Raw genomic sequence first — 14,991 nt, 5'->3', positions numbered from 1 at the left:
GCGCCTTCCCACAACGGAGCTCAGAGAAAACCAGCAGTGAGCCTATTCCCGTTGGGGTCGTGAGCGGAAGTAGTGGTTGCGGCGGGGTTTTCGGTGGGGGTCGAGTTCTGGTGGGGGTTTGAACCAGGGGACTTCGTTGGTGATTTCGATGGTCCATAGTTCTTTGTGGATGAGGTGGTGGTGGTGGGTGCAGAGGAGGACGCCGTTGCCGGTGCCGGTGGTTCCGCCCCGTGACCAGTAGGTGATGTGGTGGGCTTCGCACCAGGGCGCGGGGATGGTGCAGTCGGGGAACGCGCAGCCCTGGTCCCGGGCCATGATGGCTTTGCGGATGTGGGGCGGGAAGACCCGTGAGGCGCGGCCGATGTCCAGGATCCGGCCGTCGCTGCCGAGGACGACGGGGATGAGGTCGGCGTCGCAGGCGATTTTGCGGATCGTGGCGGGGTTTACCGGGCCGGAGAAGGCGAACAGGGCGGTCCCGTCGCCGGTCCGGCCGGTGTAGCCCGGCCGGGGGCCCTGCACTCCTTGGAACGAAGGCGCTCCTTGGAACCACTGCGTGCCCTGCGAGGACTCCTGCGGCGGTGCTGCCCGGTCCTGCGGCGGTGCTGCCCGGTCCGGCGGCGGTGCGGCCCACTGTGCGTTGTGCCGTTGCTGGAGTTCGGCGAGGAGGTCGCGGTAGTTGATGGTGACCAGGATCTGGGGCCGGTGTCCGCCGTTGGCGGGCAGGGTGTCGGTGGTGAGGGCGGTTTGGCAGGCGCCGACGAGTCCGTCGAGTCTCTTCTGGCCCTGGGACCGGTGGTCCAGCGGGATTTCCGGGAGATCCGGGAGGTCCCAGCCGGCCGGGCCGCCCTGTTCCCCGGCCCCGGCACCGTCCGTCCCGTCACTGTCCGTCCCGGCACTGTCTGTCCTGTCGGTGCCGGTTGGGGTGCCGGGTGTTGGGGTGCGGGGGTTGGTGGCGGTGTTCATGGCGGTGGTGAGGGTTTCGAATTGTTCGGTGGTGGCGAAGATTTCCAGGTGCTGCAGGCCGTGTTTGGGGCGGCGGATGAAGGCGCCCTGGATCTGGCGGAGGGCCGGTTCGGAGGGTTCGGTCCCGTCCTGGTCGATGGCCTCGGCCCAGTGTTTGGTGACCCGGGTGAGGAAGTCGCCGTCGCTTTCGACGGCGGTTTGGGTCAGGGCGTGTTCCATCGCGGCGGTGAGGTCCGCGGTGGTGAGGTGCCGGGCCCGGTCCAGGGCCAGGGTGATGGTGCTCCCGGCGCGGGAGCCGATCCGGGCGGCGCTGACCGCGGCGGCGAGTTCTTCGTAGCGGGGCGGGAGCGGCTGCCCGCCGAACCCGGCCCGGGGCAGGACGGCGTCGGCCAGGGCGAGGCGGCGGCGGGCTTCGGCGGCCGGGATCCGCAGCCTGGCCTGCAGGAACTCGACAGTGGTCCGGGACCCGTCATCCCCCGGGCCCGGGCGCGCTGCGGCGGCGGGGCCGGGGACGAGGGGTGCCGCGGCGGTCAGCGGCCCGGTGAGCGCCGCGGCGCGGGCCCGGTCCACCGCGCCGGCGGCCACCACCTGCAGAAACTCCACGTGGCGGGAGAGCTGCTCGACCCGGTCCGCGAAATCCGCGGCCTGCCCGAAACCCCACAACGCCGTGTCTTCGGCGGTGATGGCGTTCGAGGCCAGATCAGCAAGGCTGCGGTCCACCACGTCCGCTCCGGAAGAAACGACCTGCAGGGCGTTGGCACCGGCAGAAGCCAACCCACTGGCACCGGGCCCTAAGGCCCGGTCTGCGGTGAATCCCCCCATGGCTTCCATGGAACCAGTCTGGTCCGGGGGTCTGACATTAAAAGCCCCGCCGGCCGAGGGGCCCAAAAAGTTTTTCGCGGACCACCCGAAGCGGCAGTCCAAAGCGTAAGCGGCCCGTCACCCTCCCGCCGCGCGCCCTTGGGCCATAGACTCTAGCCAACTACGTGTAGCAGCGCCGCTCCGTCCATCCGGCCGCTAAGGTCCGGAAACTCCAGGGGAGCAGGGCGCCGCTGCACCCGTTGGAAGGAAGTGGCGGGTGAAGCTGGGCATAGCGCGGGAGCGCCGGGAAGGCGAGCGGCGGGTCGCTGCGACGCCGGAAACCGTAAAGCAGCTGGCCGGACTGGGCCTGGAAGTGCTGGTCGAATCCCGGGCCGGCGTCTCGGCCGGGCATGCCGACGATGAATACCGCCAGGCAGGCGCCCACATCGTTGACGACCTCGATCCCGCCCTGCTGGATATCCTCGCCCATGTCCGGCCGCTGGAACTCCCGACGGCGACAGCCCTGAAACGCGGCGCCGTCACCGTGGGTTTGGCCTCGCCGTCGTCCGAACTCACCACCGTCAGGGTGCTCGCCGAAGGTGGCGTCACGTCCTTCGCGCTGGAACTCGTGCCGCGCATCTCCCGTGCCCAGTCCATGGACGCTCTCTCCTCGCAGGCCCTCGTGGCCGGCTACCGCTGCGTCCTCGAAGCTGCCATCCGCCTGCCCCGCTTCTTCCCGCTCTACATGACAGCGGCCGGAACCGTGCCGCCCGCGAGGGTGCTGGTGCTCGGCGTCGGCGTGGCGGGGCTGCAGGCGATCGGAACGGCTAAACGGCTGGGCGCCCGTGTGTCCGCCAACGACATCCGGCCGTCCTCCGCGGAAGAGGTCACGTCCATGGGCGGCACCTTCATCAAGCTGGACCTGGAGACGGCGGAGGCGGCCGGCGGATACGCCCGCGAGCTCACTGCCGACCGCGGCGCCCTGCAGCGGCAGTTGCTGGCGCCGCACGTAGCCGACGCCGACGTTTTGATCACGACGGCGGCCGTCCCCGGCAGGCGTGCCCCGCTTCTGGTGACCCGCGAGATGGTGCAGGGCATGCGCCCCGGGTCCGTCGTCGTCGACCTCGCCGCGGAATCCGGCGGCAACGTCGAGGGGTCCGTTCCCGGCCGGGACATCCACGTCCCCACCGCCGACGGAAAGGGGACCGTCACCGTCGTCGGCCTTAAGGACGCGCCCTCCGCCATGCCCACCGACGCCTCCCGGCTTTACGCGAAGAACGTCGCCAACCTACTGGCCCTGATGACCCGCGACGGGACGGTGGACCCGGATTTCGATGACGACGTGATAGCGGGTGCCTGCCTGACGCACGACGGCGTGGTGCGTCATCCGCCGACGGCGGAGGCTCTTGCGGCGCTCACGGGGGAGAACGCGCCCGGTGCCGCATCAACGGACGGACCACCCGGCGACACGGACACCGCAAGTGACACGGACCACGAACTCGCCGACGAGCTGGCGAACGGGCCGGAAAAGGCGTCGGAAAACGAAGGGGTGGTCTGATGGACGGTATCAGCCTGCTGACCATCACCGTGCTTGCGGTGTTTGTCGGCTTCGAAGTGGTGTCGAAGGTGTCCAGCACGCTGCATACGCCGCTGATGTCCGGTGCGAATGCCATTCACGGGATCATCCTGGTGGGTGCCATCATCGTCGCCGGGCAGGCCACGCACCCCTGGGTGCTCGCGGTGGCGCTGCTGGCGGTGGTCCTCGCCACGGCGAACCTTGTGGGCGGTTTCGTGGTAACGGACCGCATGCTGGAGATGTTCCGCGGCCGCAAGGAAAAACCGGCGAAGCCCGCCCCCGGGGTTGGGGCTCCGGGCGTCGCCCAGCCTGAAACCAAGGAGAACACGGAGGCCACGCGGTGATCCTCCTCGACCCCAACGTCACCGCCCTGCTCTACCTCGCGGCCGCCGTCTTCTTCATCCTGGCGCTGAAGGGCCTCAACTCGCCGCGCACCGCCCGCCGCGGCAACCTCATCGGCGCCTTCGGTGCGCTGGTCGCCGTCGTTACTGTCTTTTTCTCGACCCGGCTGGACAACGTCCCCCTGATCCTCGGCGCCATTGCCGTCGGTTCCGGTGTGGCCGCCCCCGTGGCCAGGCGCGTCAAGATGACCCAGATGCCCCAGCTCGTCGCCCTCTTCAACGGGGTGGGCGGCGGCGCCGCCGCCCTCGTGGCGCTGCTGGAACTGCCGCATGCGGAGGACGCCTGGGTGCGCGTCGCCGTCGTTTTCACCCTGCTGGTAGGGGCGGTGTCCTTCGCCGGCTCAGCCGTGACGTTCGCAAAGCTGCAGGAGCTCATGACCACCCGCCCCGTGGTGTTCCCCGGCCTGCCGGTGCTCATGGGGGCGGTGCTGCTCGCCGCCGTCGGTGCCGCGGCCGCCGTCGTGACGGGTGGCTCGCTCGCCCTGGCGCTGCTGCTCCTCCTGCTGGGCCTGGTGGCAGGCGTGCTGCTGGTGCTGCCCGTGGGCGGCGCCGATGTGCCGATCGTCATCTCGCTGCTCAACGCGTTCACCGGCCTCGCCGTTGCCGCGTCCGGCCTGGTGCTGGGGAACGTGCTCCTCGTGGTGGCGGGCACGCTGGTGGGGGCATCGGGCACCATCCTCACCCGGGCGATGGCCGCGGCCATGGGCCGCAGCGTGGCCGGCATCCTGTTCGGCGCGTTCCGGGGAGGTTCGACGGCGGGATCCACCGTCGTGAGCGACCGCCCGGTCCGCTCATCCAGCCCGGAGGACGTGGCTGTACTGCTGGGCTACGCGCAGCGCGTGATCATCGTTCCCGGCTACGGGCTCGCCGTTGCGCAGGGACAGCACACCGCGGCAGAGCTGGCGCAGGCCCTGGAATCCCGGGGCATCCGCGTGGACTTCGCCATCCACCCCGTGGCGGGACGCATGCCCGGGCACATGAACGTGCTCCTTGCCGAGGCCAATGTGCCCTACGAATCGCTCAAGGAAATGGGCGAGATCAACTCCGAGTTCCGCACTGCCGACGTCGCGCTGGTGGTGGGCGCGAACGACGTCGTGAACCCCGCCGCGAAGACCACCGCAGGCTCGCCGATCTACGGGATGCCGATCCTTGAGGTGGCGGACGCGCGTCAGGTGGTGTTCCTCAAGCGCTCCATGCGGCCCGGGTTCGCCGGGATTGAGAACGACCTCATGTTCGAGCCGCAGACAACGCTGCTGTTCGGCGACGCGAAGGAGTCCCTGACGAAGGTGCTGGGCGCGGTAAAGGCCCTGTAGGGTGGGGCCTTCGGGGACCCTCTATCCCGGCTCCTGCAGTACCGCCTCCGCCTCCGTCCGTTACCGAAATGTGACTTTTGCTGCGTGAGTGCGATAGCCTCGGGCGGTGTCCTGGTTCCGCTCAGGGCATTCCCGGGCAGAATGCCGAGCCCTGCCGCTGACCGGGATCCGTTCGCTACGACCAACAGGCAGGGACGGGGGAACCACCTTTTTACCGGCCTTGCGAGTCGAGGCCTAGGGGTTAAGTCCAGACGCTCCGCCTAGCCGCGGGCAGGACCGGGTGACTCCCATCCGAACCCGACAGCTCACCCCGCAGGCATGGGAGAGGCAAACCACCATGTCACGTAAGTCCATGTCCGCGCGCCATCGCGCCACCCCCACGACGTCCATCGCCCTGCAGGGCCTGTCGTATTCCCTCAAGTCCAACGCCGCCACGGTTGCCAAGCCGGCGGCAGCAGCCGCCGTCGCTTCCGGTCTCCTCTTCGGCGCCGGGGCGCCCGCCCACGCAGGTTCCTACGCCCCTGAGACGCCGGACGCCGCTGCCCAGTCTGTCGCTGGCCAGGCGCTTGCTGCCCCCGCCGCGCCGGCAGTCCCGGCCCCGGCGGGCGGCGGATCTGCTGTTGCCGGAGCGTCTCACACCGTTGAGCCCGGCGACACCCTTGGCGCCATCGCAGCACGCCACGGCGTCAGCCTCGATGCTCTTCTGGCAGAGAACGGCCTGTCCCTGGCCTCGGTCATTTACCCAGGTGACCAGATCTTCATCCCCGGGCCGGGCGCAGCTGCAGCCCCCGCAGTACCTGCGGCTCCGGCAGCACCCGCGGTGCCTGAGGTTCCTGCCGCGCCGGCGGCCCCTGCGGCCCCGGCTGTCCCCGAGCCGACCGGCATGGGGATCTACAACGCCTCCGCGTCGATAACGCCGGCAGCAACCGCTCCGGCAGCCAGCGGCACCGGCGCAGCCATTGTGGCCTCCGCCCGGGCGCAGCTCGGTGCCACCCAGGACTGCACCGTCCTGGTGGAGCAGGCCCTGCGCTCCGTCGGCAAGTCCGTCGGCGACCTCGCGCCCGCACAGTTCCACCAGTACGGAACTCCGGTTTCGGCCCCGCAGCCCGGGGACCTGATCATCAGCGCGGGACACGTCGGCGTCTACATCGGCGGCGGGCAGGCCATCAGCAGCGGCATGAACGGTGTCAACGAAACCATCGTGCACCCGGCCTCCTGGCTCACCGGCTCCACTTACGTGCGGGTGAACGCTTAGCAGTCGGAAGGGTTTACACGGCAGCGGCGGGTGCATCGGCACCCGCCGCTGCTGCGTTTGGTGGCAGTTGAGCTTGCTTCACGCCCGCTTCGCGGCTCCCCGGCGGCCACGCAAGCTCCGCGGCCGTCCGCGGCTGACATAAAATGTCACTTCCACGCAACAATTGTTGACCTATGGATACCGAGACGGTTAACTGGCAACCTGACCGGATGTGAGGTGGGACACGTCACGGCTGAAACTTCGCAAGCAACGCCGAGAGTGAGTTCCCGTGGACCTAATCACCACCGCCGAGGTTGAGGCAGCAGCGACGAGGCTGATGACCGCCTTCGCGGCCACCAACACAGACGACTACTTCGACTGTTTCGCGCCTGACGCGACCTTCGTCTTCCATTCCGAACCGGACCGCCTCACCTCGCGCGGGGAATACCGCGCCCTGTGGCAGAACTGGCTCCAGGATGGTTGGCAGGTCGCAGGGTGCACCAGCTCTAATCCGCGTATCCAGATCGCCGGCCCAACCGCCGTTTTCAGCCACGATGTCGAAACCGTCATCGACGTCGCCGGCACCAAAGAGACCCTTCACGAGAGGGAGACCATCATTTTCACCAGGACGGAGTCTGGCAGCGTGCTCGCCCTTCACGAGCATCTCTCTCCGGCGCCGGCTAGCCCAAAGGCAATCTCATGACAAACGAACTCAAAGCCCCTGCCGTGACCGAGGTCGAAAAGCATGGCATCGAGCCGATTCCCGCCGCCGACCGGACCGCAAAACCGCTGGATCTGTTCCGTCTCGTGTTCGGCGGCGCGAACACCTTCGCCACGGTAGTCCTGGGGTCGTTTCCCATCCTCTTTGGGCTGTCCTTCAAGGACGCGCTGTTGGCCACGGTCCTGGGCGTGGTGGTTGGTGGCCTGATACTTTGCCCAATGGCCGTTTTCGGCCCGACCAACGGAATGAACAATGCCGTTTCGTCGTCCGGGCACCTGGGCGTGCACGGCCGTGTGGTGGGATCCTTCCTGTCACTCCTGACAGCCTTCGCCTTCTTCTCCATCTCCGTGTGGAGTTCAGGGGACGCGCTGGTAGGGGGCGCGAACCGCCTGGTGGGCCTGCCCCAAAACGCCGTGACGCTAAGCCTCGCCTACGGCGTCTTTGCTGTCCTGATCCTGACCGTGTGCATCTACGGGTTCCGTTTCATGCTTTGGGTCAACAAGATCGCAGTGGTCGCAGCGTCACTGCTTTTCCTGCTCGGAATCGTTGCTTTCGCGGGCACGTTCGACGCGTCGTACGCCGGGACGTTCGGTCAGGGAGCGGATGCAGCTACCAACGCACTGTTCTGGCCGTCCTTCATCGGATCGGCACTGATCGTCATGTCCAACCCGATCTCCTTCGGCGCGTTCCTTGGCGACTGGTCCCGGTACATCCCGGCTGAGACGCCCAAGCGAAAGGTCATGGCTGCCGCCTTCCTGGCCCAGGTGGCTACCCTCGTGCCGTTTGGCTTCGGCCTGGTCACGGCCACCATCATTGCCACGGAGGCGCCGGCATTTTTTGAAAACTCCGATTATGTGGGCGGGCTCCTGGCCGTCTCCCCTGCCTGGTACTTCCTGCCGGTGTGCCTCATTGCCCTGGTGGGCGGAATGTCCACCGGCACCACCGCGCTTTACGGAACTGGCCTCGACTTCTCCAGCGTCTTTCCCAGGTTCTCCCGCGTCCAGGCCACGTTGTTCATTGGCTCCATCGCCATCGTCTTCATCTTCGTAGGCCGCTTCGCATTCAACATTGTGCAGAGCATCTCCACGTTTGCGGTGCTCATCATCACCTGCACCGCGCCCTGGATGATCATGATGATGATCGGTTACGTAACGCGGCGGGGCTGGTACGACGCTGACTCCCTCCAGGTTTTCAACCGCCGCCAGGTTGGTGGCCGGTACTGGTTCAACCGCGGGTGGAACTGGCGCGCGATGGGCGTCTGGATCTTCTCGGCGGTCATGGGAATCATGTTCGTGAACGTTCCTAACCAGTTCGTCGGTGCTCTCGGCAACCTCGCCGCGGGAGTGGACCTGAGCATCCCAATTTCGATTGGCCTGGCTGCAGTTCTTTACCCCGCAGTGCTGTGGCTCTTTCCGGAACCTGCGGACGCGTATGGCCCGGAGGGCCCAAGGTTCGTCAGGGCAGCTGCCCCGAAGAACATCCCGATCGTCGACGAGAAGAAAGATCTCGAGTCCGTGCTGTCCTGACGACCCCGCCGCACCGAAACTAATTTCGGTGCGGCGGCAGGGTTTGTGCGGCGCGGACGACGGCGTTCGTCACCTCCGCGAGGCCCGGCGAGTCCAGGGTCCACACCTGCCAGAAGAGCCGCAGGTCCTCGCTCCACCCCGGGTCGAGCTCTACGAGCGTGTTCCCGGGGTCCTGTTGGTCCGGCACCATGCCCCAGCCCAGGCCCGCGTGAATCGACTCGACGAACTGAACTGAATCGGGGATAAAGTGCTGCGGGGGCGTGGCGTCCGGCGCGACGCGCGCGAGAACAGCGAGCTGGTGCGTGTCCTTCCGGTCGTACTGCATGACAGGGGCGACGGCGAGGGCCTCCGGCGTGGGGCCGTCCGGGAACCAGCGGGCGGCGAAATCGCGTGAGGCCTTGGCCCGGTACACCATGGTGCCCAGCGGCCGGAGGGTGCACCCCTGCACCGGCCGGGGATCCGCGGTAATCGCGCCAACGGCGTCGCCGGACCGCAGCAGGTCGGCCGTGGCGTGCTCGTCGTCGCGCAGCAGCTCGAGGGCCACGCGGCCGCCGAGCGCAATCTCCCGGTAGGCCGCCGGCAGCCACGTCGCGATGGAGTCTGCGTTGGCCACGACGGGAACCCGCAGCCGCTCGGCGCTGGGCGGCGCGCCGCCGTCGTCGTCCCCCTCGTCGTCCTCCGGCTCCCGCAAGGAAAGGACCGCCTCGTCGGCGAGGAGCAGGAGCTGGCGCGCGGAACGGAGGAGCCGTTCGCCCGCCGGCGTTGGGCGAACCGGCTTGAGGCGGCGCACCAGCACACTGCCCACGGAGCGTTCGAGCGCCTTGATGCGCTGGCTCACGGCGGAGGGAGTGAGGCGGAGTTCCGACGCGGCGGCGTCGAAGGTCTCGTGATCGACGACGGCGGCAAGGGCCCTGAGCTGATCGAGTTCCATGAAGAAATTCTAATGGAACTTCAGAAAAAGTGAATTGCTTTTCAGATTTTCGTCTCGTACCTTCGAAGAATGCTTCCCTTCCTCACCGGTCTCGGAGCCGGCCTCAGCCTGATTGTCGCCATCGGAGCGCAGAACGCGTTCGTCCTGCGGCAGGGCCTCAAGCGTGAGGCTGTCCTGCCGGTCATCCTGGTGTGCCTCCTCAGCGACGCGCTCCTGATTCTCGCCGGCGTCGCGGGGATCGGCGCGCTCATCCAGGGCGCACCGGTCCTGCTCGCGGTGGTGCGCTGGTTCGGTGTCGCGTTCCTTCTCGCCTACGCCGCTTTCGCGGCCCGGCGCGCCTTGCGCCCCGGGACCTTGAAGGCGGCGGAATCCCCCGGCAAGGGAACTGTCTGGTCGGCTGTACTCACCGCCGCCGCCATCACCTGGCTCAACCCCCACGTGTACCTCGACACGCTGGTGCTGCTGGGCTCGCTCGCCAACTCCCATGGTGGTTCCGGGAAGTGGCTCTTCGGGGCAGGGGCCGCCGCCGGCAGCGCCCTCTGGTTTCCCCTGATCGGCTACGGGGCGCGCGGACTGAGCGGCTTTTTCGCGCGGCCGGCGTCGTGGCGCATCCTCGACGGCGGCGTCGCCCTGCTCATGCTTGCCCTGGCCGTCGTCCTGGCAACCGGACACTGACGTTCGCAACGAAAGACCGACGGCGGCGTTGCCGGCCGCCGCGGTTATCCGCTGTCGCCAGCCATTCGGTCGAGTATCCCGGCGATGATGTCCAGTGCACGGGCAAGCTGAAGATCGGTCGGGGCGCCGTATCCGATGACGAGGCCGTTTTCCGGTGGTTGTTCTGCAAAGTAGCTTGCGAGTGTCACAACCCGCACCCCCAGCTGCAGTGCTTCCTCGGCCACACGCCCGGCCGGGACGTTCTGTGGGAGCCGGATGACGGCGTGCAGGCCGCCGTCCAGGGCCGCCAACCGGACGTCTGCCCGTCCTCCGAGCCGGTTCAGCAGGAGTTCGCGGCGGTGAGCGTACTGTCTCCGCGCCCGGGCGATGTGCCGTGCGAGGCCTCCGCCCGCAATGTAATGGGCCAGGGCAGACTGCAAGACCCCGGAAACAGGTGTGCCGAGGTCAAGCCGTGCGTCCTTGAGGCGCTGCCCGGAGGTGCCGCGAACCACAAGGTAGCCGCACCGCAGCCACGGGCTCAGCGACTTTGAAAAGGTGCCCACCAGGACGACTTCGGCAGCGGAGGGCAGCGAGGCCAGGGCGGGCAGGGGCATCCGCCGGTGCCGGAACTCGCTGTCGTAGTCGTCCTCGAGGATGACCACCCGGTTGGCTTCAGCCCAGGCCAGCAGGGCCAGCCTTTCCTTCACCGGCATCCGGCCGCCCAGGGGGTACTGGTGGCTGGGTGTTACCAGGATCGCGTCAGGGCTGGGATCAACGCCCGCAACCTGTGCTGCTTCCAGCCCGTCGTCGGCAACCGGAAGGGCTTGAACCACGGCGCCCGCCGCGGAAAGCACCCGTCTGGCCGTGGGATAGCCGGGGTCCTCCATCAGCACGCGGGGCCGGTCCGCCGCGCCGCGGAGTGCCGTGACGATCAGCTGCAGGGCGTCACTGGTACCGGCTGTGATGACGACGTCGTCAGCACTCACCGTAAGTCCGCGGGACGCGGCGAGGTGCTCGGCCACGGCAGCACGAAGGGCCGGAGTGCCCAGAATGGCAGGAATCTCGACTTCCACCGGCTCGGCAACGGCCGTCCGCCACGCGGCCCGCCAGCCGCGGTCACGGAACGGCGCGCCGGACGGCCGTCCCGGGGTGAGGTCGATCGTTGCGGTTTGCTCCGTGCCGGACACGGCCCGAGGGCCTGCCGACGCCGTGCCCTGGCCATCGGAGCGTACCGTCACGCGGGTGCCGCCCGAGCCCCGGCTTTCCAGGTACCCTTCGCCGGCGAGCTGCTCATAGGCGCGGACCACCACTCCGCGGGAGACACCAAGCCCGGCGGCAAGCCGCCGCGACGCCGGCAGGGTGTGCTCCGGCCTCACGGTTCCGTTAAGGATTGCTTCCCTCAGCCGGACAACCAGCTGGGAGGTCAGCGGAACGCGGCTCCGGTGGTCCAGCACCAGGGGCAGTTCGGCTTCGATCTTGGTCCTCCTGAATCGTGGATTCTTGGATCTATGTTAGGACCAATCAGGCTGTGAGCATGAGGAGAGAAACCTAAGCCGAACTGATGAGAGGACACGCCTCGTGTTTACCGGCCTTTGTGCATTTCCCCTGACTCCGCTCGCCGGGGACGACGTCGACGAAACCGCACTGGTGCGGCTGGTTGCGCGGTGCGTCGATGCCGGCGTGGACTCCATCGGTGTCCTGGGTTCGACCGGCATCTATACCTATCTGCTGCGCGGGGAACGCCGCAACGTGGTGGAGGCTGCCGTTGATGCTGCCCAGGGAACTCCGGTGGTGGCAGGTGTGGGCGCCATGCGCACCCGTGACGTGCTGGGCTGCGTCGAGGATGCCCAGGCGGCGGGCGCCTCCGGCCTGCTGCTGGCTCCTGTTTCGTATCAGCGGCTCAGCGACGACGAGGTCTACCGGCTGTACTGTGATGTCTCGTCCGCGTCCGATCTGCCGATTGCCGTCTATGACAACCCGGCCACCACAGGGTTTACCTTCTCCGATGAACTCCATGGCCGGATCGCCGAACTTCCCGGCATCGCATCGATCAAGTTCCCGCCTCCGGCTCCGGGCTTGGCCGCCGAACGCATCGCTAGCCTCCGCGCCGCAGTTCCCGAAGGCGTATCCCTGGGCGTCAGCGGCGACTGGGCCGCAGCGGAGGCACTTCTGGCCGGCTGCGACATTTGGTACTCAGTTATCGCCGGCCTGTTTCCCAAAGCCGCCAGGGTGATCGTTGATCTTGCCCAGACGGGTCAAGGTGGCCAGGCCAGCCACGGCCGCCTTGCGCTTGAGGCATCTGCGGCACTGGAACCGGTGTGGTCCCTCTTCCGCACCTACGGGAGCCTGCGCGTCGCTGCCACCATGGCCGAAGTTCTCGGCTTCGCGGAGGCGCCGTGCCTGCCCCGCCCGCTGCAAAGCCTGCATGGTGAGGGCCGCAGCCGCGTCGAGGAAGCCCTCCGGCTCAGCGGACTGGGCGCCTGAGCAGGTACGGCATGGGCAGCCTGAACCGCGGTACCGCGGAGCAACAAGCACCCACGAAACAGGCCCCGGCCCGCGGCCCGGTCCGCGGAGGATTGGTCCGTTACGTGGCGGCTGCGACGCTCGCACGCACCGCCGACGGCGGAGCCGTGGTGGCAATTGTCCTCATGGTCACAACGAGCGGGGCACCGGGCTGGCTGGCCGGCCTGCTCGGCGCCTGCATCACCGCGCCGCACCTGCTGGGGCCGCTCGTGGCGCGGAGCCTGGACTCCTGCCGCGACGGACGCGTCCTGATCGCGTGGGCGTGCGTCGTTCACGGCGCCACGCTCGCGGCCGCCGTGCTGCTGTACCCGGTGACGTGGCCGGCGGTCACCGGCGTTCTGCTGGTGGCTTCGGGGCTGGTCGGGCCGCTGCTGACCGGCGGCATCAGCAGCCGCCTACCGGCGATCGCCGGCCCGGACCAGGTCAGCCAGCGCCGTGCCCAAGGCTGGGATGTGGCCACCTACGGAATCGGCGGGACCATCGGCCCGAGCGTCGTGGCCGCTGTCTCCGCCTGGGCCGGACCCACCATAGCCGCGCTGATCCTGGCGGCTGCCACCTTCGTGGCCGCCGGCGTCGTTCGACTGCTGCCCTATGTTCCTCCCGCCGCAGTGGCAGCCGAGGTTCCGAGGCCTGCCCAGACCCTGCGGCTCATGGCTGTCACGGGCCGGCTTCGGAGGATGCTGTACCTGACCATCACGGTGGCGTTCTCCGTGGCGGCGCTGCCCATCGCGGCCGTGGCGTCCACCGCCATGTTCCAGGTCCAGCCGGCAGCCGCCGGCGTTCTCACGGCGGCTTACGGGCTGGGCGGCCTGGCCGGTTCCGCCGGAGTGATGTGCCACCCGCTGCGGGGCGACGCGGACCGACTGGTGACGCGTCTCGCGGGATTCGTTGCCGTGGCGCTGGCCGTCGCCGCCTTGTCCGGGTCCTTTGCGCCTGCCGTCGCCGCCTACGCAGCCGCCGGGGTCGTGAACTCGTACTTTTTCGCGGCGACCCTCGCCGCCCGCAGCGAGTTTGCGCCGCCGCAAGTCCGGGGGCAGGTGTTCGTTTGGGTTGGTGCCCTCAAAATCGCCGCCGGGTCCGCCGGAACAGCCACGGCCGGCGTCGTCATCACGGGGGAGCCGCAGCTTCCCCTGTTCCTTGCCGCCGCACTCATTCTGGCCAGTGCCGGGGCATCGGTCCTGGACCGCCGCGGCCCCGTCGGGCTGAAGACGTCGGGCTGAAGCCGGTGGGCTGAAGACGGTGCGCTGAGGGTCGCCGGCCGCCCGACCGCGCTCGCAAGTATCAGCCGGATTGATCGGACTGTGCCCCATATCCGGGGAACGCGGTTACGATTTGAGTTCCGGGGCTTTCGGGCCCGCCCGCAGCAGCCGAAGGACACCATGACAGCCCAGAATGCTTCCTCGCCGCCACGGGCAGCCGTGGTGGTCAACCCCGCCAAGGCTGTTGGCGCCGATCTCCGCGCCTCGCTGGTCCGGCTGTGCGACACTCAGGGCTGGGCCGAGCCGCTGTGGCTGGAAACAACGGTTGAAGACCCGGGCGTGGGCCAGGCCCGCGAGGCGCTGGAGGCGGGGGTCGACGTCGTTATAGCCGCCGGCGGCGACGGTACCGTGCGGTGCGTGGCTGAGGCGCTGGCCGGCACCGGAACGCCCATGGGGATGGTGCCGCTGGGCACTGGCAACCTGCTGGCCCGCAACATGGGCGTGGACATCACGGATCCCGTTTCGGCAGCATACGACGTCCTGAACGGCACAGTCCGCACGGTTGACGTCGCCCGGACCACCTTTGACGGGTCCGACGACGAGAACGTCTTCCTGGTGATGGCCGGAGTGGGCTACGACGCCGCGATCATGGCGGACACAGTGGACGCGCTGAAGGACCGCATGGGTTGGCTCGCCTACGTCGAGGCCGGGATCCGCAAGCTCCCGGGTAAGCCGGTCAGGGCCACCATCAAGGTGGACGACAAGCATCCGGTCAAGCGCCGCATCCGGAGTGTCATGGTCGGCAACTGCGGCCGGATCATGGGCGGCATCGAGATTTTCCCCGAGGCGAAGATCGACGACGGCATCGTGGACGTGCTGATCCTTGCCCCCCGCGGCCGCTTTGGCTGGCTCGGCGTCGCGGCAGGCATTTTCGGCCGCAGGAAGAACAGGAAGGAATCCGCGGAATACTTCCAGGGCAAGAGGATCGAGGTCACCCTGGAGCACGAGGAGGAGTTCCAGCTCGACGGCGACCACGTGGGCGCCGTCAAGCAGCTGTCCATTTGGGTGGATCCCGGGGCGCTCAAGGTCCGGATGTAGACCCGATCCGGGTATAGATCCGCTCCGGACGTAGAGCGCCCCGGGCTTGGG

Annotated in this window: 13 protein-coding genes and 1 riboswitch; of the genes, 10 read left to right on the top strand and 3 right to left on the bottom strand. The window is 68.4% G+C overall.

Annotated elements, in window-relative coordinates; translation table 11 throughout:
* Positions 1 to 42: 42 nt before the first annotated feature.
* Positions 43 to 1,794 (bottom strand): DUF222 domain-containing protein, encoded by a 1,752-nt coding sequence (locus ABRP34_RS13275; protein ID WP_353710539.1) that lies wholly within the window; start codon positions 1,792 to 1,794, stop codon positions 43 to 45.
* A 247-nt stretch (positions 1,795 to 2,041) separates the two neighbouring features.
* Here ABRP34_RS13275 and ABRP34_RS13270 point away from each other — a divergent pair, with 247 nt between their 5' ends.
* The 6 genes from ABRP34_RS13270 (at position 2,042) to ABRP34_RS13245 (ending at position 8,535) form a co-directional block, all read left to right on the top strand.
* A complete protein-coding gene (locus ABRP34_RS13270) occupies positions 2,042 to 3,322 on the top strand; it encodes a Re/Si-specific NAD(P)(+) transhydrogenase subunit alpha (protein WP_353710538.1) in 1,281 nt (426 codons plus the stop codon).
* Positions 3,322 to 3,684 (top strand): NAD(P) transhydrogenase subunit alpha, encoded by a 363-nt coding sequence (locus tag ABRP34_RS13265; RefSeq protein WP_003805595.1) that lies wholly within the window; start codon positions 3,322 to 3,324, stop codon positions 3,682 to 3,684. Before ABRP34_RS13270 ends, ABRP34_RS13265 begins: the two co-directional genes overlap by 1 nt.
* The gene (locus tag ABRP34_RS13260) at positions 3,681 to 5,054 is read left to right on the top strand and encodes an NAD(P)(+) transhydrogenase (Re/Si-specific) subunit beta (protein ID WP_353710537.1); all 1,374 of its coding nucleotides are present in this window, start codon (positions 3,681 to 3,683) and stop codon (positions 5,052 to 5,054) included. Before ABRP34_RS13265 ends, ABRP34_RS13260 begins: the two co-directional genes overlap by 4 nt.
* A 163-nt stretch (positions 5,055 to 5,217) precedes the next feature.
* Positions 5,218 to 5,386, top strand: a riboswitch (cyclic di-AMP (ydaO/yuaA leader).
* A 5-nt stretch (positions 5,387 to 5,391) separates the two neighbouring features.
* Positions 5,392 to 6,309, top strand: a complete 918-nt coding sequence (locus tag ABRP34_RS13255; protein ID WP_353710536.1) for a LysM peptidoglycan-binding domain-containing protein — start codon at positions 5,392 to 5,394, stop codon at positions 6,307 to 6,309.
* Between the two features lie 268 nt (positions 6,310 to 6,577).
* Positions 6,578 to 6,991: a nuclear transport factor 2 family protein gene (locus ABRP34_RS13250; protein ID WP_353710535.1), complete on the top strand. Its 414-nt coding sequence runs from the start codon at positions 6,578 to 6,580 to the stop codon at positions 6,989 to 6,991.
* Positions 6,988 to 8,535 (top strand): cytosine permease, encoded by a 1,548-nt coding sequence (locus ABRP34_RS13245; protein WP_353710534.1) that lies wholly within the window; start codon positions 6,988 to 6,990, stop codon positions 8,533 to 8,535. The genes ABRP34_RS13250 and ABRP34_RS13245 overlap by 4 nt, the downstream gene beginning before the upstream one ends.
* Before the next feature lie 19 nt (positions 8,536 to 8,554).
* Here the strand turns inward: ABRP34_RS13245 and ABRP34_RS13240 are convergent, their stop codons facing one another.
* On the bottom strand, positions 8,555 to 9,466 hold the full coding sequence (locus ABRP34_RS13240) for an ArgP/LysG family DNA-binding transcriptional regulator (protein ID WP_353710533.1): 912 nt from the start codon (positions 9,464 to 9,466) through the stop codon (positions 8,555 to 8,557).
* Between the two features lie 69 nt (positions 9,467 to 9,535).
* Between ABRP34_RS13240 and ABRP34_RS13235 the strand changes: the two genes are divergently transcribed.
* Positions 9,536 to 10,141 carry a LysE family transporter gene (locus ABRP34_RS13235; protein WP_353710532.1) on the top strand — a complete coding sequence of 202 codons (606 nt, stop codon included), beginning with the start codon at positions 9,536 to 9,538 and terminating at the stop codon, positions 10,139 to 10,141.
* 44 nt (positions 10,142 to 10,185) lie between these two features.
* On the opposite strand, the gene ABRP34_RS13230 is transcribed toward ABRP34_RS13235, so the two are convergent.
* Positions 10,186 to 11,574, bottom strand: a complete 1,389-nt coding sequence (locus ABRP34_RS13230) for a PLP-dependent aminotransferase family protein (RefSeq protein WP_353710531.1) — start codon at positions 11,572 to 11,574, stop codon at positions 10,186 to 10,188.
* Positions 11,575 to 11,698: 124 nt separating this feature from the next.
* Here ABRP34_RS13230 and ABRP34_RS13225 point away from each other — a divergent pair, with 124 nt between their 5' ends.
* The 3 genes from ABRP34_RS13225 (at position 11,699) to ABRP34_RS13215 (ending at position 14,940) form a co-directional block, all read left to right on the top strand.
* A complete protein-coding gene (locus ABRP34_RS13225) occupies positions 11,699 to 12,604 on the top strand; it encodes a dihydrodipicolinate synthase family protein (RefSeq protein WP_353710530.1) in 906 nt (301 codons plus the stop codon).
* An 11-nt stretch (positions 12,605 to 12,615) separates the two neighbouring features.
* Positions 12,616 to 13,863 carry an MFS transporter gene (locus ABRP34_RS13220; protein ID WP_353710529.1) on the top strand — a complete coding sequence of 416 codons (1,248 nt, stop codon included), beginning with the start codon at positions 12,616 to 12,618 and terminating at the stop codon, positions 13,861 to 13,863.
* Positions 13,864 to 14,022: 159 nt separating this feature from the next.
* Complete coding sequence (locus ABRP34_RS13215) at positions 14,023 to 14,940, top strand: diacylglycerol kinase family protein (protein ID WP_353710528.1); 918 nt, start codon at positions 14,023 to 14,025, stop codon at positions 14,938 to 14,940.
* Positions 14,941 to 14,991: the final 51 nt, after the last annotated feature.

The organism is Arthrobacter sp. K5, from assembly GCF_040448525.1.
GTDB classification, from domain to species: Bacteria; Actinomycetota; Actinomycetes; order Actinomycetales; family Micrococcaceae; genus Arthrobacter; species Arthrobacter globiformis.
This window is presented reverse-complemented; position numbering and strand designations above follow the sequence as displayed.